The organism is Nonomuraea sp. NPDC049624, from assembly GCF_040675255.1.
Lineage (GTDB): Bacteria > Actinomycetota > Actinomycetes > Streptosporangiales > Streptosporangiaceae > Nonomuraea.
In genome coordinates, this window is sequence record NZ_JBFAOR010000002.1 from 618885 (window position 1) to 639752 (window position 20868).

The 20868-nt window shown below is 73.6% G+C and carries 21 protein-coding genes; 13 read left to right on the top strand and 8 right to left on the bottom strand.

The annotated features are described in order from the left end of the window. Positions 1-21 precede the first annotated feature (21 nt). The 3 genes from AB0J76_RS09155 to AB0J76_RS09165 are packed head-to-tail and all read right to left on the bottom strand — an operon-like array spanning position 22 to position 5698. Complete coding sequence (locus AB0J76_RS09155; RefSeq protein WP_352322638.1) at positions 22-1551, bottom strand: amidohydrolase family protein; 1530 nt, start codon at positions 1549-1551, stop codon at positions 22-24. A gap of 8 nt (positions 1552-1559) precedes the next feature. Further along, complete coding sequence (locus tag AB0J76_RS09160) at positions 1560-5042, bottom strand: DUF4153 domain-containing protein (protein ID WP_352322639.1); 3483 nt, start codon at positions 5040-5042, stop codon at positions 1560-1562. Continuing rightward, positions 5039-5698, bottom strand: a complete 660-nt coding sequence (locus AB0J76_RS09165) for a response regulator transcription factor (protein WP_352322649.1) — start codon at positions 5696-5698, stop codon at positions 5039-5041. The genes AB0J76_RS09160 and AB0J76_RS09165 overlap by 4 nt, the downstream gene beginning before the upstream one ends. A 96-nt stretch (positions 5699-5794) precedes the next feature. Between AB0J76_RS09165 and AB0J76_RS09170 the strand changes: the two genes are divergently transcribed. The 4 genes from AB0J76_RS09170 (at position 5795) to AB0J76_RS09185 (ending at position 9471) form a co-directional block, all read left to right on the top strand. Next, positions 5795-6649 carry an arylamine N-acetyltransferase gene (locus AB0J76_RS09170; RefSeq protein ID WP_352322640.1) on the top strand — a complete coding sequence of 285 codons (855 nt, stop codon included), beginning with the start codon at positions 5795-5797 and terminating at the stop codon, positions 6647-6649. 39 nt (positions 6650-6688) lie between these two features. After that, positions 6689-7756, top strand: a complete 1068-nt coding sequence (locus tag AB0J76_RS09175; protein WP_352322641.1) for a protein kinase — start codon at positions 6689-6691, stop codon at positions 7754-7756. Beyond that, positions 7753-9174 carry a glycosyltransferase family 39 protein gene (locus AB0J76_RS09180; protein ID WP_352322642.1) on the top strand — a complete coding sequence of 474 codons (1422 nt, stop codon included), beginning with the start codon at positions 7753-7755 and terminating at the stop codon, positions 9172-9174. Before AB0J76_RS09175 ends, AB0J76_RS09180 begins: the two co-directional genes overlap by 4 nt. A gap of 105 nt (positions 9175-9279) precedes the next feature. Beyond that, positions 9280-9471 carry a hypothetical protein gene (locus AB0J76_RS09185; RefSeq protein ID WP_352322643.1) on the top strand — a complete coding sequence of 64 codons (192 nt, stop codon included), beginning with the start codon at positions 9280-9282 and terminating at the stop codon, positions 9469-9471. A 25-nt stretch (positions 9472-9496) separates the two neighbouring features. Here the strand turns inward: AB0J76_RS09185 and AB0J76_RS09190 are convergent, their stop codons facing one another. After that, positions 9497-9808: a DUF3817 domain-containing protein gene (locus tag AB0J76_RS09190; RefSeq protein WP_352322644.1), complete on the bottom strand. Its 312-nt coding sequence runs from the start codon at positions 9806-9808 to the stop codon at positions 9497-9499. Positions 9809-9810: 2 nt separating this feature from the next. Next, entirely contained in the window at positions 9811-10593 is a 783-nt protein-coding gene (locus AB0J76_RS09195; protein WP_352322645.1) for an SURF1 family protein, read from the bottom strand. A 106-nt stretch (positions 10594-10699) separates the two neighbouring features. Here AB0J76_RS09195 and AB0J76_RS09200 point away from each other — a divergent pair, with 106 nt between their 5' ends. Both AB0J76_RS09200 and AB0J76_RS09205 read left to right on the top strand, forming a co-directional pair. Continuing rightward, on the top strand, positions 10700-10873 hold the full coding sequence (locus AB0J76_RS09200; RefSeq protein WP_352322646.1) for a hypothetical protein: 174 nt from the start codon (positions 10700-10702) through the stop codon (positions 10871-10873). A 193-nt stretch (positions 10874-11066) separates the two neighbouring features. Next, positions 11067-12521 carry an NAD(P)/FAD-dependent oxidoreductase gene (locus tag AB0J76_RS09205; protein WP_352322647.1) on the top strand — a complete coding sequence of 485 codons (1455 nt, stop codon included), beginning with the start codon at positions 11067-11069 and terminating at the stop codon, positions 12519-12521. A gap of 4 nt (positions 12522-12525) precedes the next feature. Here AB0J76_RS09205 and AB0J76_RS09210 read toward each other — a convergent pair whose 3' ends face one another. Next, on the bottom strand, positions 12526-12672 hold the full coding sequence (locus tag AB0J76_RS09210) for a hypothetical protein (RefSeq protein WP_352322648.1): 147 nt from the start codon (positions 12670-12672) through the stop codon (positions 12526-12528). A 177-nt stretch (positions 12673-12849) separates the two neighbouring features. Continuing rightward, entirely contained in the window at positions 12850-14628 is a 1779-nt protein-coding gene (locus AB0J76_RS09215; RefSeq protein ID WP_364389203.1) for a gamma-glutamyltransferase family protein, read from the bottom strand. 95 nt (positions 14629-14723) lie between these two features. Here AB0J76_RS09215 and AB0J76_RS09220 point away from each other — a divergent pair, with 95 nt between their 5' ends. Continuing rightward, positions 14724-15836 (top strand): sensor histidine kinase, encoded by a 1113-nt coding sequence (locus AB0J76_RS09220; RefSeq protein ID WP_352326951.1) that lies wholly within the window; start codon positions 14724-14726, stop codon positions 15834-15836. Next, on the top strand, positions 15833-16480 hold the full coding sequence (locus AB0J76_RS09225; RefSeq protein ID WP_352326950.1) for a response regulator transcription factor: 648 nt from the start codon (positions 15833-15835) through the stop codon (positions 16478-16480). Before AB0J76_RS09220 ends, AB0J76_RS09225 begins: the two co-directional genes overlap by 4 nt. Here AB0J76_RS09225 and AB0J76_RS09230 read toward each other — a convergent pair. Beyond that, on the bottom strand, positions 16461-17936 hold the full coding sequence (locus tag AB0J76_RS09230; protein ID WP_352326949.1) for an FAD-dependent monooxygenase: 1476 nt from the start codon (positions 17934-17936) through the stop codon (positions 16461-16463). The genes AB0J76_RS09225 and AB0J76_RS09230 overlap by 20 nt on opposite strands. 57 nt (positions 17937-17993) lie before the next feature. On the opposite strand from AB0J76_RS09230, the gene AB0J76_RS09235 reads away from it, so the two are divergent. The 5 genes from AB0J76_RS09235 (at position 17994) to AB0J76_RS09255 (ending at position 20848) form a co-directional block, all read left to right on the top strand. Continuing rightward, positions 17994-18191, top strand: coding sequence for a helix-turn-helix domain-containing protein (locus AB0J76_RS09235; RefSeq protein ID WP_352326953.1), 198 nt, complete (start codon positions 17994-17996; stop codon positions 18189-18191). A gap of 8 nt (positions 18192-18199) precedes the next feature. Further along, the gene (locus tag AB0J76_RS09240) at positions 18200-18661 is read left to right on the top strand and encodes a Clp protease N-terminal domain-containing protein (RefSeq protein WP_357970469.1); all 462 of its coding nucleotides are present in this window, start codon (positions 18200-18202) and stop codon (positions 18659-18661) included. A gap of 59 nt (positions 18662-18720) precedes the next feature. Continuing rightward, the gene (locus tag AB0J76_RS09245) at positions 18721-19494 is read left to right on the top strand and encodes a class I SAM-dependent methyltransferase (protein WP_352326947.1); all 774 of its coding nucleotides are present in this window, start codon (positions 18721-18723) and stop codon (positions 19492-19494) included. A gap of 140 nt (positions 19495-19634) precedes the next feature. Next, a complete protein-coding gene (locus tag AB0J76_RS09250) occupies positions 19635-19871 on the top strand; it encodes an SHOCT domain-containing protein (RefSeq protein ID WP_352326946.1) in 237 nt (78 codons plus the stop codon). A gap of 98 nt (positions 19872-19969) precedes the next feature. Then, complete coding sequence (locus AB0J76_RS09255) at positions 19970-20848, top strand: sulfite exporter TauE/SafE family protein (RefSeq protein ID WP_352326945.1); 879 nt, start codon at positions 19970-19972, stop codon at positions 20846-20848. The last annotated feature ends 20 nt before the right edge of the window (positions 20849-20868 follow it).

The window sequence follows — 20868 nt, forward strand, 5'->3', positions numbered from 1 at the left end:
CTGACCTTATCCCAGGCGGGATCAGCGTGATCGAAGCGCCCGTCCGGGGTTGGCCCCGGTCAGCTCGCCGCCGGTCAGCACCCGTACGCCGGAGACGAGCACGTCGTCCACGCCGTGCGCGGGGGTGCGCGGATCGGCGTACGTCGACCGGTCCGACACCGTGAGCGGGTCGAACACCACCAGGTCGGCGACGTGTCCGGGGCGTACCAGCCCGCGCCGGTCGAGCCCGAACCGCCGGGCCGGGTGGGAGGCCAGGTGCACGACCGCCTGCTCCCACGTCCAGTCGCCCAGCTCGCGGACGTGCCGGCCGAGGAACCTGGCGAAGGCCCCGAACCCGCGCGGATGCGGATGACCGCCCACGTAGATGCCGTCGGAGCCGCCGGTGTGGGCGGGATGGCGCAGGATCCGGCGTACGGACTCCTCACCCGCCGGGCCCTCGTCGGGACGCGCGGAGACGCACCCGGCCTCCAGCCGCGTCGCCACCAGCAGGTGGCGACAGAACGCGGCGGGCGTCATGCCGGCCCGCTCCGCGGCGTCCGGCAGGGCGAGCCCTTCGGCCCATTCCAGGCCGGGCGCGTGGGAGACGGTCAGCCGGGGGTAGACCTCGCCGAGCCCCGCCCACCAGTCGTCCAGCTCGGGCGAGGCGATCATCTCCAGCGCCGCGTCGGTGTCGGCGCCCGGCACGGACGGCGGCAGCACCACCATGGCCAGGATCGTGCTGCCGCGCAGGTAGGGATAGGTGTCGAAGGTGAGGTCGACGCCGTCGTCGTGCGCCCTGCCGACCAGCGGCAGCAGCACGTCGGCCGGCCCGTGCAGGTGGGAGACGTGCACGGCCGCGCCGGAACGGCCGGCGATGTCCACGACCTCCGCCATGCCGACCCCGGCGTTCGCGCCGTAGGCCCGCATGTGGGTGACGTACGGCAGGCCGCCGAGCGGCGCGCACAGGGCGGCCAGCTCGGCGGCGTCGGCGTACCGGCCCGGCAGGTACTCCAGCCCGCTGGACAGCCCGACCCCGCCCTCGGACAGGCCGCGCTCGACCCGCTCGACCATCGCGGCCAGCTCCGCCCGCGAGGCCGGCTCCGGCGAGGGTCCGAGCACGTCGTAGCGGATCGTGCCGTGCGGCAGCAGGTAGGCCGTGTTCAGCGCCACCGCGCGGTCGTAGCCGTCGAGCAGCTCGGCCACGCTCAGCGGCCCCTCGTGCAGGGCGCCGTTGACGGCGGCGAAGTAGCGGGAGGCGTAGGCGACGGTCTCCGCCGACCCCGGCGCGAAGGACAGACCATCCTGCCCCAGGACGAACGTGGTCACCCCCTGCCGCAACGCCGCGAGCTGCACGGCCGGGTCGAAGACGGCGGCGTCGCCGTGGGCGTGGCAGTCGACGAAGCCCGGCGCGACGAACCGGCCGGTCGCGTCGATCACCGTACCGGCCTGCGCGCCGCCCAGCCGACCGACCGCCGCGACCTCGTCGCCCGCGATGCCCACATCCGCCCGGTACGGCGGCGCGCCCGTGCCGTCGAGCACCCGGCCGCCGCTGATGACTACGTCGAACCTCACACCAAGATTCAATCAGAGCCGCGCGAGGACGCCGATGGGCACGTCGTCGAGCGGACGACGGGCCGCTCGGCCAGCAGGTCCCTGGCCCGCGCGCGGGCGAGGTTCCAGCCGTTCCACGGGTCGGCGCGGTCGAGCCCGTTGGCGCTGACCACGTCGGCCAGCACGCAACTGCGCTGCGGCTCGGGCAGCCGGTCGAGCGCGGGCACGGCCTCCGCGCCGAGGTCGCCCAGGTAGTCGGAGTCCATGTTGGTCACGCCGCGCACCTCGACCTGGGTCTGCGCGACCTGCAGATCGGGGTTCACCATCGCGAACGCCCCCAGGCCGAGCCCGGTGACCAGGACGATCGTGCGCGGCAGCCAGCCGGAGCCGCGGCCCGCCAGGCGTACCGCCCCGGCCAGCAGCACCAGCGCGAACAGCGCGCCCAGCCACCACACCGTCGCCTGCACCGAGATCCGCAGCCGCGACAGGCCGTAGGCGTCGGTGTAGAGGCTCATCCGGTGCAGGGCCGAGGCCAGCACCACCAGGGTCAGCCCGCACAGCACGCCCAGCATGACGGCCAGCAGCCAGCGCTCGCCGCGCTCGGTCCGCAGCAGCCCCCCGGCCACCGCGACGATGCCCAGCACGAACACGCTGACCACCACGAGCTGGAAGAACCCCTGCCTGGCGTACTCGGCGTAGGTCAGGCCCGCCGTCCGCAGCACCCAGCCGTCGCCGCCGAACAGCACCCTGATCTGGACCGCCACGAACGCCGAGAACAGCAGGTTCACCCCGACCAGCGGCACCAGCCACACGATCCTGCTCACGCCGAACTTGTGCTCAGGACCGACCGGGTCGATCACCGGCCGCAGCGCGACCAGCACCGTCGCGGCCAGCAGCACGGCGACGAACCCGAAGACGAAGATCCGCAAGGGCGCCGAGTCGGCCCAGGCTGGGGTGCTGGTCAGGCGCTCGACGTACGCGGCGAACACCGCGTCGGCCGAGGCGAACAGCAGCCCGAACACCAGCACCAGCACGGCCGTGATGCCGAGCCCCGCGAGCACCGGCAGGATCCGCCGCCTGGCGGTCAGCTTCCGCAACGGCCCGGCGAGGAACCACGGCACCGGGCCGAGCGCGAGCACCACGGACATGCCGCCCCTGATCACGCCCAGCCATCCCGCCCCCGCCCCGGACACCGCCAGCGCGCCCAGCCCGGCCCCTGCCATGAGCAGGACCGCGACCAGCCAGTCCGCGTCGCGCACGGCCGTCATGGAGATCAGCCAGTACGCCGTCATCCCGAACGCCAGCGTCCAGGGGGTCATCCTGCGCAGCACGGCCGGCAGCGCCGCCGCGCCGAGCACCATCGCGACGAGCACGATCCCCAGCCCGACCTGTGCGTCGGGCAGCGCCACGGCGGCGAACACGCCCGCGCCGGCGGCGGCCGGCAGCAGCCAGCGCGGCGGGGCCGGCAGCTCGGGCCTGGGGAAGAGCGGCGGCGGCACGTACACCTGCCCACCCCCGCCCCCACCCCAAGCCGCGGCCCGCCCCGCCACCGCCCCTTGGTAGGCGGCGCCCTGGTGTGCCGCGCCGCTCTGGTGCGCCGTGCCTTGGTAGGCGGCGCCCTGGTTGGGGGTAGCTTCGTGCGTGGTGGCCCGGTACGCGGCGCCCTGGTAGGCGGCCTGGTAGGCCGCCGCCCTGCGTACCGAGCTCGCGCCCAGCGCCATGCCGAGCGCGCCGCCCAGGGCGGTCACCATGACAAGGGTGACGAGCGCGAGGCCGTCGCCGACGGTCATCGAGACCAGCACGGCCGCGAACAGACCGCCCAGGAAGCCGACGATCATCCCGAGAACCCCGCCGCCGACCATCCTGGCCAGCCCCCCACCCCCCACCGCCGAAGGAACCGCACCCGCCGACGCGGGCTGCGCCGGACCGGCTCCCTGATACGCCCCGCCCCCCGCGGGCAGGCCGGACCCTGCGGAGATGCCAGGCCCTGTGGCGGTCCCAGGCCCTGTGGGGGCCCCTCTGAGGGTGCCGGACTCTGCGGGTACGCCGACCCCTCTGGAGGTGCCGGACGCCGCGGGCGGGCCTGGGTCCGTCGTTGCGGAAGCGGGCGGCGGCGTGTCCTCGGCCGAGGACGGGCGAGCCGGCGTTCCTGAGGCTGCCGTGCCCTCCCCTGCCGCGTTCTCCCCCGCCACCGCGCCCTGAGCCGCCATCGCGCCCTGATCGGCCGTGATGCCCTGCTCCACCGCCATCCCCGGGCCCTCCGTGATGCCCTGTCCCACCGTCGTGTCCGGACCCGCAGTCGTACCCTGGCCCGCCGTCGCGTCCTGGCCCGCCGTCGCGTCCTGGCCCGCCGTCGTGCCCTGGGCCGCCGTCGTGCCCTGGCCCGCCGGGGTGCTGAGGGGCGGGGTGGGGACGGCGTGGTCGTCGCCGGGCGCGTTGGGGGCGGTGGCTGGGGGGAGGGGGTCCCTCAGGTGGTCGGTGCGGCCTCGGTTCGCCCCCGTGTCGAACGGTGTGTCCGTCATCGTCGTCCTTCCTGGTAGATCGACGACCATGCGGCACCCCGCGCAGTCGTCGATGCGGATCGACCCCCCGTGCAGCTCCACGACCTCCTTGACGATCGCCAGCCCCAGCCCCGCGCCCCCGGAGTCGGCCGCGCGCCCCGCGTCCAGCCGGGAGAACCGTTCGAACACCCGACCCCGGGCCGCCTCCGGGATGCCCGGCCCCTGGTCGGCCACCACCAGCCGAGCCCCGTCCCGCTCCGCGCCGCACGCCACCGTCACCACGCCCTTGGGAGGGCTGTGCCGTACGGCGTTGTCCAGCAGGTTCGCCAGCACCTGCGCCAGCAGGTCGGGATCGGCCCGCACGCCCAGCCCGCCGGGCACCGACGCCTCGATCGTGACGTCCTCGCGGGCCAGCGACGCCTCCCGCACGGCCTGCTCGACCAGCGGCGCCAGCGCGACGGCCTCGGGCTCGATCAGCCGGACGCCGGAGTCGAGCCTGGACAGGTCGAGGAGCTGGGCCACCAGACGGCCGAGCCGTTCGGTCTGGGCGAGCGCGGTCCTCATGGTGACCGGGTCGGGCGCGGAGACGCCGTCCACGACGTTCTCCAGCACCGCGCGCAGGCCGGTGATGGGGGTGCGCAGCTCGTGGCTGACGTTCGCGACGAGCTCGCGCCGCTGCCGGTCCACCGCGCCGAGGTCGGCGGCCATTGCGTTGAACGCCCTGGCCAGCTCGCCCACCTCGTCCCGCGAGGTGGCGCTGACCCGCAGGCCGTAGCTGCCCTTGGCGATCGTCTGGGCGGCCCTGGCCATCTGACGCAGCGGCTTGGTCATGCCCATGGCCAGCACCTGAACCATGATCAACGCGAGGATGACCGCGACCACGATCCGGACGTCCCGGGTGAACCCGGCGTTCAGCCCGACTTCGTTCACCACGAACGCGGTGCCCACCGCCAGCACGATGACGATGCCGAGCTTGACCTTGATGCGGCCGAGGAAGTCGAGCGGTCTCATTGCCGGACCAGGGCGTAACCCACGCCGTGGACGGTGCGCACCACGTCGGAGCCGAGCTTGCGGCGCAGCGCCCGGACGTGGCTGTCCACGGTCCTGGTCGCGGCGGCCTCGGAGAAGCCCCACACGTCCGACAGCAGCCGCTCGCGCTCGAAGACCTGCCCGGGGCGCTCGGCCAGCCGCCGCAGCAGGTCGAACTCGGTCCTGGTGAGCTGGGCCTCGATCCCGCCCACGAACACCCGGCGCGCGGCCGTGTCGATCTCCACCTCGCCGACCCTGATCACCGTGTCCTCGACGGCGAGCTGGGCCGCCCGCTCGACCCGGCGCAGCAGCGCGTGGATCCTGGCCACCAGCTCGCGCATGCTGAACGGCTTGGCCAGGTAGTCGTCGGCCCCCACCCCCAGCCCGACCAGCACGTCGGTCTCCTCGCCGAGCGCGGTCAGCATGAGGACGGGCACCGGCCGCGCCGCCTGCATCCTGCGGCACACCTCAAGCCCGTCCAGACCGGGCAACAGCCGGTCGAGGATCACCAGATCGGGCTCCGCCTTCCCGTACTGGACGAGGGCGTCCTGCCCGTCGCCCGCCACCCGGACGTCGAAACCCTCGGCGGCCAGCCTGTTCCGCACGGCCAGGGCGATCGTCACATCGTCCTCGACCACGAGGACGCGCCGCTGCTCTGCCACGCACGAAAGCCTAGAAGTGCGCTGTGCAGACGACACTCCATAATTTGTGCACATCTGGTGCAGACTTGCGGCGTGAACACCGCTGGCTACCTCAGCCGTCTGGGCCTGTCCCACCTGATAGACGCCCCCGCGAGCGCCGAGGGCCTGCGCGCGCTGCACGTCGCGCACGTCGAGAAGGTCGCCTACGAGGCGCTGGAGATCTGGCTCGGCCGCCCCACCTCCCTCGATCCCGTCGAGTCCGCCGAGCGCATCATCAGGGGCCGCGGCGGCTACTGCTACCACCTGAACGGCGCCTTCTCCGAGCTGATCAGGAGCCTCGGTTACGACGTCACGAGGCACGTCGGCGGCGTGCAGAACCCCGGCAGCGAGCCCGGCGTCACCGGCAACCACCTCGTGCTGACCGTGCGCGGCCTGCCGAGCCACGACAACCCGGGCGGCGAGTGGCTGGCCGACCTCGGCCTCGGGGACGGCGTGCACGAGCCGCTGCCGCTGGTCGCGGGCGCGTACCGGCAGGGGCCGTTCACGTACGTCCTGCGGCCGTCGCAGGTCGCGCCCGGCGGATGGCGGTTCGACCATGACCCGAGCGGTTCGTTCGTAGGGATGGATTTCGAGCGGACCCCAACAGAGATGTCCGCCTTCGCTGATATGCACAACCATTTGTCGACGTCGCCGTCGTCGGGGTTCGTGCGCACCGCCGTCGTGCAGAGGCGCGACGCCTCGGGCGTGGACACGCTGCGCGGGCTCGTCCTGACCCGCGTCGGCGCCGGCAGCCACTCGATCACCCTGGACACGGCGCGCGACTACTACGCGGCGCTGGCCGACGTGTTCTCGCTGACCTTCGACGACCTGACCGACCAGGACGCGGAGCGGCTCTGGAGCAGGCTGCACGACGCCCACGAGGCGTGGCTGACCGGCCGGACCGCGTGATGGCCGGGCGGGCCGGGCGAGCGCTATCGTGCACTCGACATGGCTGAGACCAGGAAGCTGGCCGGGCGCTACCGGCTGCTCAACCCCCTGGGCGCGGGGTCCGTACGGCTGGCCTTCGACGAGACGGAACACCGCGACGTCGCGGTCAGGGAGCTGCGCATCCCGCCCGAGCTGCGCGAGTCCGCGCTGCACGAGGCGCGCCGGGCCGCGGGGCTGCGGCACGCCTCGATCGCCCGGGTGCTCGGCGTGCTGGTCGAGGACCGCGTGCCGTGGCTGGTCATGGAGTTCGTCTCGGGGGTGTCGCTGGAGCAGGCCGTACGCGCCCGGCAGCCGCTGCCCGTCGTCCAGGTGGCCAGGATGGGCGTCTGCGTGTTGTCGGCGCTGTCCGTGGCGCACGCGGCCGGGATCGTCCATGGGCAGGTCAGCCCCGGGAACGTGCTGCTGACCAGCACCGGGAGGGCGGTGCTCACCGGGTTCGGGGTGCCGAGCCTCAGCATGCGGCCCTCGGCCGACCTGTGGTCGCTGGCGGCCACGCTGCACTTCGCCGTCGAGGGCCGTCCGCCCGGCCAGGTGCCCGCCGAGGGCGCCGACCCGCTGCGGTCGCTGATCCGCGCCATGCTGCATCCCGCCGGGTCGCCGCCGGTGGAGGTGGTCCGCGAGACGCTGGAGCGGCTGGCTCTCGACCAGCCGCTCGACCAGGTCGTCCGCGCCCTTGGACCGCTCCCGCCCGCCGAGGTGGCCGAGATCGGGCTCGCCCTGCTCGACCAGCTCCAGGCCATGGGCGGCCGGCACGGGGCGGTGCAGCCGAGCGGCGTGCTCATCTCCGACCAGGGGCGGGCCACGCTGGTCGCGCCGCTGCGGTCGGGCACCGTCCCGGCGTACACGGCTCCGGAGGGGGTGGCGAGCCCGGCCGCCGACCTGTGGTCGCTGGGCGCCACCCTGTTCATGGCCGTGGAGGGGGTGCCGCCCGCGCCGGGGGCGTCGCTGGCGCGGGCCGGGGCGCTGGCTCCCGTCCTGGTGCGCCTCCTGTCGGGCAATCCGGCCGACCGTCCCGCCCCCGAAGTCCTCCGGCACGAGCTGCGGGCGGTCATGGGCCCGCGCCGGTGACCGGCGCGCCCGTCCTGCCGCGCCTCGCCGGCGCCCGCGCCCCCACGCGGGACGCCGGCCGGTGGTGGCCGGTCGTGCCCGCGGCCGTCGCCGCCGCGGCCGGGTTCTGGGGGTTGTCGGTGCCGTCGTTGTGGCGGGACGAGTCGGTCAGCGCGCTGGTCGCGCGCATGCCGTTCGGCGAGCTGCGCCGTTTCCTCGCCGACCTCGACGCCGTCCACGCCCTCTACTACCTGCTCCTGCGGCCCTTCGCCGCGCTTCCCTGGCCGCCGGAGATCGCCGTCCGCCTGCCCTCGGTGCTCGCCTTCACGGCCGCCGCGCTCGGGGTCGCGGCCCTGGGCCGCCGCCTGGCCGGCACCCCCGCCGGCCTGTACGCCGGTCTGCTGTACGCCCTCACCCCCATCGCCGCCCGGTACGCCCAGGAGGCCCGCTCGTACGCCCTGGTGAGCGCGGTCGCCGTGCTGGCCACGTGGCTCCTGGTCAAGCTGCTCGACCGTCCCGGCGCGGGGGTTTGCGCGGCCTACGGCGCGAGCGTGGCCCTGCTCGGCTGGCTGCACCTGTACGCCCTGCTGCTCGTCCCCGCCCACCTGCTCACCGCCTGGCTGCCCGCCCTCCGCCGCCCGCTCACGAACCCGATGCCCGCCGTCGTGCGGTCGGCGGTCGCGGTCGGCGCGGCGGGGGCGGCTCTCGTGCCGCTGCTCGTCCTGGCCGCCGGTCAGCGGGACGCCCAGGTGTTCTGGCTCAGGACCCCCGGCTGGGCCGAGCTGGCCGCCTTCCCCGGCGACGTCGCGGGGGCGGGCGCGGTCGTGCTGTTCGCCGCCGCTGTGTGGGGAGCCGTACGCGCCCCGGCCGTGGCGGTGTGGGCGGTGCTGCCGGTGGCGCTGTCGTTCGCGATCTCCCAGGTCCAGCCCGTCTACCATCCGCGTTACGTGCTCTTCGCGGTGCCGCTGCTGGCGTTGCTCGCCGGGATCGGCCTGGCCGGGGTGCGGTGGCGGGCCGTGCCGGTCGCCGTCCTGGTGTTGTTCGCCGTGCTCGTGTTCCCCGCGCAGGCGGCGATGAGGCAGCCCGCCGCCCGTCCCGACGACCTGCGTACGCTGGCCGCCACGCTGGCCGCGGAGGAACGTCCGGGCGACCGGGTGTTGTTCGTGCCGCAGCGCTTCCGGCTGTTCGTGGCCGTGTACGGCGCCCCGTACGACCGCCTGACGGACCTCACCCGCGCGCCCGGCGCGCCCGGCCCGCGCACCGCCGCCGAACTGGACGCGGCCCTCAAGGGCGTGGACCGGGTCTGGCTCATCTCCCCCAGGATCGGGACGAAGTACGCCGACGACGAGCGCTACCGCACCCTCAAAGGAACGCTCGTCCCAGGACAGACCCGCACATACGGCTCGATCCACCTCACCCTCTGGTCCCGCAACAATTGAGATACATCGCGTCATGGAACCTCAGGCACGGGTCCACTCGTTGGACGGGCGACGCAGAATGTGGGAGAGGCGGGGCGCGGGCTCCGCGTTCGGAGGAAGCCAGGGATGTCGCCAGTTCAGAAGTACGTCATCGGCGCAGGCGCCGCGGTTCTGCTCTCGCTGATCTTCTTGCCGGGCTGGATCACCCTGCTGGTGGTGCTCGGCGCGGTCGCGGCGCCGGTGGTCGGCTACCTCATGCTCGACCCGTCGCAGCGCGAGCGGCTCAAGCGGGCCCGCAGGCGCGGGATCGGCGGCTGAGGCCCGCGGGCCGCGGCGGGGGTCGTCAGGCCCTCGCCGCGCTCAGCTCCGACCGCACCCGGCTGTGCACCCTGCGCTCCACGTAGAACGACAGGAACGGGACCGTGCCGCCGAGCATGACCCCGAGCATGTACGGCCAGCTCCAGCGCGCCTTCATGCCCAGATTCATGACGGTGATGAGGTAGATCATGTAGAGGCCGCCGTGGATGGGCGCGACGATCTTCGACAGCTCGGCGGCGCCGAAGCCGTAGCGCAGCACCATCGCGACGCACAGGATGAGCAGCATGACGCCGACCACGTAGGCGAGCACCCGGAAGGGCTTGAGAGCCGATTCCACCGTTAACCTTCCAGAACCATCTCGGGGGACTTGTCGCGGTCCCGATCCGCCCGTACGGCGTCGCGTACGAAGTGGAACCACATGAAGACGGCGAATCCAGCGAAGATCCACCAGTTTGCGGCATAAGCCAGGTTACGCCAGGTCAGCGTGCCGCCGACCTCCGGCGGCCGGATCTTCACCTGCGTGAGCGAGCCGGACGGCGGCTGCGCCACCATGAAGCCGGTCCGCAGCTTCTGCCCGGCCCACAGGTTGATCAGCTCGCCGGTGGACACGGTCTGCACCTGACCCGGAGGCAGCCCCTCGGCCCGCCGCTGGACGCTGTCGGTGCCCTGCTGGCCCCGCAGCCGCCCGTGCACCGTGACCCGGCCCTGCGGCACGGCGGCGACGCCCGGATCGTCCGCGCCGGCCGCCCAGCCGCGCACGACCGGCATCAGCGTGCCGTCGTCGAGCCTGATCGGGGTGAGCACCCAGTAGCCGTGGCCGCGCGAGACGTTGCCGCCGGGCGCGTCGACGTCGGGCCGCCGGTCGGCGACCAGGAGCTGCCGGGCGGCCTCGTACGTGCCCTCGGCGGCGACCCTGCGGCCGACGGCCTCGCCGTCCATCTGCCCGCCCACCTGGGCCAGCGTGGCGACCCCCACGGGAGCCGGATCGACGGCCGCGTGCGGCTTGCCGGAGTCCTGGAACACGCCGAGCTGCCAGCGGCCGAGCAGGATGAAGGCGACGAGGACCCCGATCGTCAGCAGATGCAGCCCCACGACGCGGGGTGAGAGCAGGGTCCGGAGCATGCCTCAAAGCTATCCGCCGGGTGGAGTGGTCCCCTCATCAGCCCATGCCTATAGGTAGTGGCAAAGGGGTGCAAATGGACCATGTCATGGCGCTAGGCTGCTGGCCATGTCTGACCAGCATATCGATCCCGCGGGCAACACCCAGCAGTTCCGCGCCTTCGCACAGCGCCAGGAGCAGGAGGCCGCGGCGGCCCCCAAGAAGTCGCCGCTGGTGCCGATCCTCGCGGTCGCCGTGGCCGTCGTGATCATCGGCGTCGCCGCCTTCCTGCTGCTCCGCTAACACCCAACCGCATACGGTCACCCCACCCGCCCCGACGCCGTGGCGGGTCTTTGCCGTTTCCGCACATGCTGGACATACCGGCCAGTCGGTTTGGCGGGCTCATATCTGGACACCCCCTGGACCGGCAGCCAGCGGCTGACTACATTGGACAACATGTCCAATACACCGGACATCGAGCCGGTCAGGAGGTTCAGTGGCTGAGCCAGGAGTGGTGATCATCGGCACCGGCTTCGCCGGGATCGGCATGGCGATCAAGCTCAAGGAGGCGGGCTACCACGACTTCGTGATCCTGGAGAAGGCCGCCGACCTCGGAGGCACCTGGCGGGACAACACCTACCCCGGGTGCGCGTGCGACGTGCCGTCGCACATGTACTCCTACTCGTACGAGCTCAACCCCGGCTGGACGCGGATGTTCGCCCCGCAGGCCGAGATCCGGGACTACGTACGCACGTGCGCGGACAAGTACGGAGTGACCCCCCACATCCGCTACAACAAGCACGTCACGTCCCTGGAGTACGACGACGACCGCCGGAACTGGACGGTCACCACGGACGACGGCGCAACCATGCGGACGAACGCCATCGTTTCCGGCATCGGCGCCCTCCATATCCCGAAATTTCCGGAAATTGTGGGGAGGGAATCCTTCGCCGGCCCCTCCTTCCACTCCGCCGAATGGGACCACTCGGTCGACCTCACCGGCAAGCGCGTCGCCGTCGTCGGCACCGGCGCCTCCGCCGTCCAGTTCGTCCCCCAGCTCGCCCCCCGGGTGCGCGAGCTGACCGTCTTCCAGCGCACGCCGCCGTGGATCCATCCCAAGCCCGACTTCGCCTTCTCCCCCGCCGCCCGGCGCGTCCTGGCCCTGCCGGGCATGGCGCGGGCCCTGCGCGCGGCCGTCTACTGGGCGCTGGAGAGCCGGGCGCTCGGCTTCGCGGTGCACCCGCGCCTGATGAAGGCGCACGAGGCGCTGGCGCTCAGGCATCTGGCGGCGCAGGTGCCCGATCCGGGCCTGCGCCGCAGGCTGACGCCCGACTACACGATCGGCTGCAAGCGCGTGCTGATCTCCAGCGACTACTACCCGGCCCTGACCAGGCCGGACGTCACCCTCGTCACCGACGGCATCGCCGAGATCCGGCCCCGCTCGATCGTGACCGAGACCGGCGAGGAGCACCCGGCCGACGTGATCGTCTACGGCACCGGCTTCAAGGTCGTCGAGGCCCTCCACGAGCAGCGCATCACCGGCCGGAACGGCCTGAAGATCCAGGACGCCTGGCAGAACGGCATAGAGGCCTACCACGGCATCACCACCGCGGGCTTCCCGAACCTGTTCTTCCTGCTCGGCCCGAACACCGGCCTCGGGCACAACTCGGTCGTCTTCATGATCGAGTCGCAGGTCCGCTACGTCATCGAGTGCCTGCGCCTGCTCTCCAGGACCCAGGCCAGGGCGCTGGACGTCAGGAAGGACGCCCAGGACGCCTTCAACCGCCGGCTGCGCGCGCGCCTGGACCCGCTCGTGTGGAACGCGGGCGGCTGCCGCTCCTGGTATCTGGACGAGCACGGAGTGAACCGGACGATCTGGCCGGGCTTCACCTTCGAGTACTGGGCCCGTACGCGGAAGGTGCGGCCGGAGGCGTACGAGCTCATCTACTGAGGAGTCACCTGCGGCCCAGCGCCTTGAGCTGGACGGGGGTGAGCGCGGAGACGTTCTGGTCCACCGGCGCGTCGGCGTACTGGTGGATGGTCCAGGTCTTCCAGTCGGCGGGGGCGGTCACCTGGCCGGGGCCCTTGCCGTAGCGGGCCACCCACAGCGGGTACCGCTGGAGGCCGTGGCCGTACTCGTCAGGCGGTTCCGCCCGGCGGCATGGCGCGTCGCGATGCCCGTTACAACCCCGTGACCTGGGCAAACATTCCCTCATGCCGGAGTCAAGCCGAGACTCCCGGCGAGGGCGGCGGCCCGCGGGGGGCCGCCGCCGTGCGCGCTAGCGCGGGTTCACGACCAGGGCGCTGCCGCCGCCCCGCCGTACGGGCTCGGCGACGGCCTGGACCAGGCCGTGGCCGCGCAGTTCCAGCGCCGTGGCCGCGCCGATCTCCGGGTTCAGCACGAAGCCGTGGCCCTTGGCCTCCAGCTCGGTCCGGTACTTGTCGAGGAACGCCTGCTCGGCCTGCGTCTGGGCGGTGTTGCGCTGCGTGGCCCGCGGCGCGGCGAGCGCGTCGGGCAGGCTCATGCCGAATTCGTACCGGTTGACCAGGATCTGCAGCACGGTCGTGATGATCGTCGAGCCGCCCGGCGAGCCCGCGGCCAGCACCGGCCTGCCGTGGTCGAACACCAGCGTGGGCGCCATCGACGAGCGCGGCCGCTTGCCGGGGCCGGGCAGGTTGGGGTCGCCGGGGGCGGGGCCGAAGGTGAAGTCGGTCAGCTCGTTGTTGAGCAGCACGCCGCGGCCCGGCACCACGATGCCGTTGCCGCCGGTCGACTCGATGGTGAGGTTGTAGGCGACCACGTTGCCCCAGCGGTCGGCGACGACCAGGTGCGTGGTCTCCGGCCCCTCGTCCGCGATCGGGGTCGCGGTGCCGGTCGGGGTGGCGCAGGCGCCGTACGTGCCGTCGGGGCTGCCGGGGGCGACCGGGCTGGTCAGGGCCCGGTCGCCGATCAGGCAGGCGCGCTCCTTGGCGAACCCGTCGGACAGCAGCTCGCGCAGCGGCACGCCGGGGATGTCGCCGACGTAGGCGTTGCGGTCGGCGAAGGCCAGCCTGGACGCCTCCAGGTACTCGTGCAGGCCCACCTTGGGCAGGGCTTCGAGGATGTTGAGCGCCTCGCCGACGGTCGAGCCGCCCGAGGACGGCGGGGCCATGCCGTAGACGTCCATGCCGTTGTAGGAGATCTTGGTGGGCTCGCGCAGGAGGGCGCGGTAGTCCCGCAGGTCCGACAGCTCCATCAGGCCGGGCCTGACGTTGCGGGTGCTGCCGGGGGTGACCGGCGGCTTCTTCACCGTGGCCACGATCTCCGCGCCGAGCCCGCCGCCGTACAGCCAGCCGGGGCCGCGCCGGGCCAGTTCCCGGTACGTGTTCGCCAGCTCCGGGTTCTTGAACACCGAGCCGACCGGCGGCGGGGCGCCGTTCGGCAGGTAGAGCCGGGCCGTCGAGGCGATGTCCTTGAAGCGGCCGGCGTTCGCGGCGGTCTGGTCGTGGAACGTCTGGTCCACGACGAAGCCGCGGGAGGCCACCTCGATGGCGGGCTGGAGCGCCTGGCCGAGCGAGAGGGTGCCGAACCGGCGCAGGGCCAGGTCCCAGTGCGCCAGCGTGCCGGGCACGCCCGCCGACAGGCCGCTGGTGACGCCCTCGTCGAACGGGATGCCCTCGAAGCTGGACGCGGTCATCGCGCGCGGGGCGGTCTCGCGGCCGTCGATGGTGACGACCTTGCGCTGCCTGGCGTCGTACAACACCATGAAGCCGCCGCCGGTCAGGCCGGCCGAGTACGGCTCGGTCACCCCGAGCACGGCTCCGGCGGCCACGGCCGCGTCGACGGCGTTGCCCCCGCGTCTCAGCACGGAGATCGCGGCCTTGCTGGCGTCGAGGTCGACGGTGGCGACGGCGCCTCCGTACCCCTCGGCGACCGGGGCCTTCTGCTGGGGGCCCACCGACGCGTGGGGGCCCGCCGACGCGTGGGGGCCCGCCGACGCGTGGGGGCCCGCCGACGCGGGCGCGGCGGGCAGGAGTGAGATGAGGACTGCTGCTGCGGAGAAGATCACACGGCGCATGGTGTCCACGATGACCCAGCTACGCCCGTCGTGGTAGGGCCCCCTCGGACAAGGGGATGATGTCGCGGGCGCCGCAGGTGGCCTAGCGTGGAGGCGTGCGCTGGAAGTCCGGTTTCGACCCTTATCTCGCCCTGATCGTGGCGGTCGCCCAATTGGTGATCGCCCAAGGTGCGACGTGGGGCCAGCAGCGCCTCCTGCGGGAGCCGCTCGACCCCTACGCGTACGCGTTGCTGCTGGTCGGGCCGCTGACCATCCTCTTTCGCAGGCGGTTCCCGCTGCTGACGGTCTCCGTCGCGCTCGCCGCGATGGACCTGTTCCTCATCGGCGGCTACGCCTACGGCCCCGCCTTCCTCAGCCCGGGCGTCCTGCTGTTCCTCCTGGTCACGGGGGGAAGGCGGCTGATGGCCTGGACGATGGCGACCATGACGGTGGCCTCGCTGCTCAGCTACGCCTGGTGGGTGGGCAACCGCGACCTGTTCCACAGCGTGGCGATCCTGGCGTTCATCCTGCTGTTCATGGTCGTGGCCGAGCTGGTCAGGATCGTCAGGGAGCGCCAGGCCGAGCGCGAGCGCGTCGCGGAGGAGGAGGCCAGGCGGCAGGCCAGCGAGGAGCGCCTGACCATGGCCCAGGAGCTGCACGACGTGCTCGCGCACAACATCTCGCTCATCCACGTGCAGGCCAGCACCGCGCTGCACCTCATCGACGCCAACCCCGAACAGGCCCGCTCGGCCCTGGCCACGATCAAGACGGCGTCCAAGGAGGTGCTGGGCGAGATGCGCTCGGTGCTCAACGTGCTGCGCGAGGGCGCCCCGCGTTCCCCGACGGCCGGGCTCGACCGGCTCGACGACCTCGTCCAGCGGTCGGGGATGGAGGTCTCGCTCAGGCGGGTGGGGTCGCGGCCGCTGCCGCCGCAGGTCGAGCGGGCCGCGTACCGGATCGTGCAGGAGTCGCTCACCAACGCCGCCCGCCACGCGCCCGGCTCGCGGGTGTCGGTACGCCTGGAGTACGGCGCCGCGGAGCTGGTCATCGTGGTCGCCGACACGGGGGCGACCAAGCCCGCCGTGCTGTCGGAGGAGGGCAGCGGCAACGGCATCCCCGGCATGCGCGAGCGCGCCTCCGCCCTGGGCGGCACGCTCGTCGCCGGCCCGTCGGGCGGCGGCTTCCAGGTCGAGGCCCGCCTGCCCCTACCCGAGGAGAACCCAACGTGATCAAGGTGTTGCTCGCCGACGACCAGGCGCTGGTCCGGGCGGGCTTCAAGGCCCTGCTGGACGCCCAGCCCGACATGACCGTGGTGGCCGAGGCGGCCGACGGCGCGGAGGCGGTGCGCCTGGCCGGCGAGCACGCCCCGGACGTCGTGCTGATGGACATCCGCATGCCCGGCACCGACGGCCTGACCGCCACCCGCCGGATGCCGCCCGGGCCGCACATCATCATCCTGACCACCTTCGAGCTGGACGAGTACGTCTTCGAGGCGCTGCGCGGCGGCGCGTCCGGCTTCCTGGTCAAGGACACCGAGCCGGCCGAGCTGATCCAGGCCGTGCGGGTGGTGGCGGCGGGCGAGGCGCTGCTGTCGCCGAGCGTGACCCGGCGGCTGATCGCCGAGTACGCCTCCCGCGCCAAGGAGCCGGTCGCCACCCAGGGCCTGGACCAGCTCACCGAACGCGAGCGCGAAGTGCTCTCCCTGGTCGGCACGGGCATGACCAACGACGAGATCGCCGCCAAGCTGTTCATGTCGCCGGCCACGGCCAAGACCCACGTCAGCCGGGCCATGATGAAGCTGCACGCCCGCGACCGCGCCCAGCTCGTGGTCATCGCCTACGAGTCCGGGCTGGTCAGGCCGGGCTGGCTCTGACGGCGGCCGGTCCCGCCCCGAACCAGGCCCGCGCCGCCTCGGCCAGGCCGCCGGTCCCGGCCCAGGCCACGTACCCGTCGGGGCGGACGAGCAGCACGTCGGCGGGCGGCTCGGCGCACCGCGCCCGCACCACGTCGATCCACCCGCCCTCGGGCAACGCGGGGGCCGGTCCGTCGCGGAGGTCGAGCAGCACCGGCCGTCCGGCCCGCAGCAGCCCGGACAGCCGCTGCTCCCCCGCCGTGCTCAGCGGCAGGTCGGGGAGGAACCGGCCGGCGAGCGGGTGCGGGTGCTCCAGCCCGCGCGCGGGCGGGTAGCGGGTGTCGGAGCCGTGCAGGAGCGCGGCGAGCCGGCGCAGCGGCTGCTCGTCGGCGAACAGCTCGGCCAGCAGCGCACGCAGGGCCTCGCCGTCCTCGCCGGGGGCCCGTTCCAGGGCCGCCTGGGCGCGGGTCTGCGCGAGTGCCCGCGCGGCCACCGGACGGCGCTCCTCCTCGTAGGTGTCGAGCAGCCCGGCGGGCACCCGTCCGAGCAGCACGGCGGCCAGTTTCCAGGCCAGGTTGGCCGCCTCCGTCAGGCCGACGTTGAGCGCCGACCCGCCGGCCGGGAACAGGTGGGCGGCGTCCCCGGCCAGGAACACCCGTCCGGCCCGGTAACGGTCGGCGAGCCGGGCCTGCGCGACCGTGCCGGACAGCCAGATCGGCTCGCCCAGCGGCAGGTCCCGCCCGATCACCCGGCGTACGGCCGCGCGGAAGTCGTCCGGCGTCACCGGGCCGCCGGGCAGCGTGCCGCGCTCGCGCACGCCCGCGATGAGCACGCCGGGCCGCAACGAGGTGAGCAGCAGGCGGCCGGCCGGGGTGCGGTTCCAGCCGGGTTCCAGGCCCTCGACGCGCGGCGCCTGGAACGGGCCCTGCTCGTCCCGGGCGAAGTGGCCGAGCCGCAGCACCTCGTCGTCGGTGGTGCCGGGGAAGCCGATGCCCGCCAGGGCGCGGACGGTGCTGTGCCCGCCGTCGCAGCCGACCACGTACCGGGCACGGGCCCGGCCGGTGGACAGCTCCAGCGTGACGCCCTCCTCGTCCTGGGCCAGGCCGCGGACCTCGTGGCCGCGCCTGATCTCGGCCCCGAGCCGGGCGGCCCGCTCGGTCAGCAGCCGTTCCAGCCGGGGCTGCTGGATCAGCAGCAGCCGCAGCGGCATGTCGTCGTGCCCGGCGAAGCGCAGCGGCACCTGCCCGAACGGGAACCCCGGGGCGGGCCCGGCGAAGCCGCTGCCCTCGGCGAGGAGGCCGAGCAGGCCGCGGTGGCCGAGCAGCTCCACGATCTGCCCGGCGAGCCCGTTGGCCTTGGGCAGCTCGCTCGGCTCCGGGCGTTTGTCCAGCACGATCGGGCGTAAGCCGGCCAGCGCCAGCTCGCCCGCGAGCATGAGCCCGACCGGGCCCGCTCCCACGATCATCACGTCGTCCATGCCTGTCAGGCTAGATTGACAGAATCGGCCCTGTCAATCTAGCCTGACAGCGTGGACATGGAAGAGCTGTCTCAACGCATCAGGTCGAACGACCCCGCTCTCGGCCTGCGGGCGGTGGGCGCGCTGCACCGGCTGGCCGAGCAGGTCGAGGCGGCGTCGGTGGCCGCGGCCAGGGAGCAGGGCTGGACCTGGGAACAGATCGGCGACGCGCTCGGCATGTCGCGGCAGTCCGTGCACGCCAGATACGGAAAGTGAGGATCGCCATGTTCGGCAAGGAGAAGAGCCCCTTCGCCGCCGTCGTCAGCGCGGCGCTCGACGAGGCCAGGCAGCGCGGCGACCGGCGGCTCGGCACCGAGCACCTGCTGCTCGGCCTGCTGCACGATCCCGCCGCCGAGCCGGCGCGGGCGCTCGGCGTCGACCTGGCCGGGGCGCGCGCCGCGCTCGACGAGCTCGACCGCGAGGCGCTGCGCTCGATCGGCCTCGACCTCGGCCAGGCACCGCGCGCGACGCCCCGCCGGCATCCGCCGGTGCCCGGCACCGCGCTCACGTCGAGCGCCCGCGCGGTGGTCAACGCCGCCATCGGGGCCACCCGCCGGAAGACCAGGCCGCAGGCGCCCCGCCACCTCCTGCTCGCCCTCCTGGAGCGCGATCGCCACGACCCGGTGGCCCGGCTGATCGACCAGCTCGGGATCGACCGGGCAGCCGTCCGCGCCCGGGTCGCCTGATCGGCGACACGGGGGAAATCCGGTTGAAGCCGCGGCCCGGGCGCTGACATGGTCGGAGGATGCGGCGTACATACGATGACCTGGTCGAGGAGGCCGACACGGTGTCCGTGGCCGGCTGGGACTTCTCCTGGCTGGAGGGCCGGGCCACCGAGGAGCGGCCCTCGTGGGGCTACTCCCGTCTGCTGGCCGGGCGGATGGCGGGGGCGCAGGCGGCGCTCGACGTCCAGACCGGCGGCGGCGAGATCCTGGCCGGGCTGCCCACGTTGCCGAAGGTGACGGTGGCGACCGAGTCGTGGCCGCCCAACCTGGCGCTGGCCGCCGCCCGGCTGCGCCCGCGCGGGGCGTACGTGGTGGCCGACGACGACGAGCCGCGCCTGCCGTTCCGCGACGGCGTCTTCGACCTGGTGGTCAGCCGCCATCCGGTGGCGACCTGGTGGTCGGAGATCGCCCGGGTGCTGCGTCCCGGAGGGTCGTACTTCTCGCAGCAGGTCGGCCCGCGCAGCGTGTTCGAGCTGACGGAGTTCTTCATGGGCCCGCAGGACGGCTCGGCCCGCGACCCGCGCCAGGCCGTGGCGGAGGCGGAGGCGGCCGGGCTGGAGGTGGTCGACCTGCGGGCCGAGCGGCTGCGGATGGAGTTCCGCGACATCGGCGCGGTGATCTATTTCCTGCGCAAGGTGATCTGGATCGTGCCGGGCTTCTCGGTCGGCCGCTACGGCGACAGGCTGCGCGAGCTGCACGAGCTCATCGAGGCCGAGGGCCCGTTCGTCGCCCATTCGTCCAGGTTCCTCATCGAGGCCCGGCGGCCCGAGGCGCACCCGTCCTTCGGACGATGAGACGCACCGGCGCGCTACCTCCTCGGGCGTACGCCGGGGCCGCCTGAGCACTCCCCCGGGCGCAGCGGCGGCGGCTCCCGGCGGGCGATGCGCCGCGCCGCCGGAGGGCGGACCCTGGAGGCAGGACGAAGGAGGAAGTCATGCATCCGCATCTCTGGCCGGTCTTCCCGGTCTTCTGGGGCCTGTTCTGGGTCGCGCTCATCGCGCTCGCCGTCACCGCCCGCCGCAAGGGCTGGTGGGGGCGTCGCCCGGCGGCCGTGCCCGACCGGCCCACCGCGTCGGCGGAGCGGATCCTGGCCGAGCGGTACGCCCGTGGCGAGATGGGCGACGACGAGTTCTTCGAGAAGATGTCCGTGCTCAAGGGCGCAACCACCTAAACATCACTAAGGGTACAAGAACTGTCACTGGCCGCATCCGGCCTGCCGCGTTACGTTTCCCCCGAAAGCATCGTGAGCGAGCACGGGGAGGGCTGGACGTGGAGGCGGTCACCCTGTTCGCCGGGGGCGTGGCAGCCGGGCTGGTGGCCGGCACCGCCTCGTGCACGGCCGCCCAGGGCGGGCTGCTCGTGGGCCTGGCCGGCCACCGCCCCGGCCGCGACCCGGCGCTGGTGGCCTGGTTCCTGGCCGGCCGGCTGGCCGCGTACACGCTGGTGGGGGCGCTGCTCGGGCTGCTCGGCTCGGCGGTCGGCCTGCCGCCGCGGGCGCGGGCCGTGCTCCTGGTCGCGGGCGGCTGCGCCGTGATCGTGTTCGCGATCCGGCTCATGCGCGGCGGGGGGCACGCGTGCGCCGAGCCCGTCCGGCCGTCCGGTTACCGGGCGCCGCTGCTGGGGGCGGCCACCGTCCTCGTGCCCTGCGGGGTGACGATCGGCATGGAGATGCTCGCCGTCTCCAGCGGCTCGCCGCTGGCGGGCGCGGCGGCCATGGCGGGGTTCGTGGTCGGCACGGCGCCGGCGTTCGCGCTGCTCGGCTACGTGCTGCGGCGGATCTCCCGCACCCGGCTGGCCAGGTACGCCGGGGTCGTCGCCGTCGCCGCCGGGCTCTGGACCGTCGTGGCCGGGCTCAACCTGGGCGGCTGGACGTGGGAGGCAGCACCGGCCGCCGCGGGGCCCGCCGCCCGGACCGTCACCGTCTACGCCACCCGCGAGGGCTACCGGCCCGCCGCCGTGTCCGTCCCGGCGAACGTACCGGTCGAGGTCATCTTCAAACTGGTCGATCCGGGCTGCACGGGCACTCTCACCATCGACGGGCGCGACGTGGCGCTGCCCGCCACCGTACGGCTGCCGCCCCACCGCCCCGGCTCGCTGCGTTACGTGTGCGGGATGGGGATGTATTCGGGGTTCATCAGGTTCTCCTAGGGCCGTTGTCTGCGATTACG

Excerpts from the sequence above, each read along its gene's own strand:
- AB0J76_RS09160 (WP_352322639.1), bottom strand. The coding sequence starts at position 5,042 with ATGAGACCGCTCGACTTCCTCGGCCGCATCAAGGTCAAGCTCGGCATC.
- AB0J76_RS09175 (WP_352322641.1), top strand. The coding sequence starts at position 6,689 with ATGGCTGAGACCAGGAAGCTGGCCGGGCGCTACCGGCTGCTCAACCCC.
- AB0J76_RS09185 (WP_352322643.1), top strand. The coding sequence starts at position 9,280 with ATGTCGCCAGTTCAGAAGTACGTCATCGGCGCAGGCGCCGCGGTTCTG.
- AB0J76_RS09195 (WP_352322645.1), bottom strand. The coding sequence starts at position 10,593 with ATGCTCCGGACCCTGCTCTCACCCCGCGTCGTGGGGCTGCATCTGCTG.
- AB0J76_RS09200 (WP_352322646.1), top strand. The coding sequence starts at position 10,700 with ATGTCTGACCAGCATATCGATCCCGCGGGCAACACCCAGCAGTTCCGC.
- AB0J76_RS09215 (WP_364389203.1), bottom strand. The coding sequence starts at position 14,628 with ATGCGCCGTGTGATCTTCTCCGCAGCAGCAGTCCTCATCTCACTCCTG.
- AB0J76_RS09230 (WP_352326949.1), bottom strand. The coding sequence starts at position 17,936 with ATGGACGACGTGATGATCGTGGGAGCGGGCCCGGTCGGGCTCATGCTC.
- AB0J76_RS09235 (WP_352326953.1), top strand. The coding sequence starts at position 17,994 with ATGGAAGAGCTGTCTCAACGCATCAGGTCGAACGACCCCGCTCTCGGC.
- AB0J76_RS09240 (WP_357970469.1), top strand. The coding sequence starts at position 18,200 with ATGTTCGGCAAGGAGAAGAGCCCCTTCGCCGCCGTCGTCAGCGCGGCG.
- AB0J76_RS09245 (WP_352326947.1), top strand. The coding sequence starts at position 18,721 with ATGCGGCGTACATACGATGACCTGGTCGAGGAGGCCGACACGGTGTCC.
- AB0J76_RS09250 (WP_352326946.1), top strand. The coding sequence starts at position 19,635 with ATGCATCCGCATCTCTGGCCGGTCTTCCCGGTCTTCTGGGGCCTGTTC.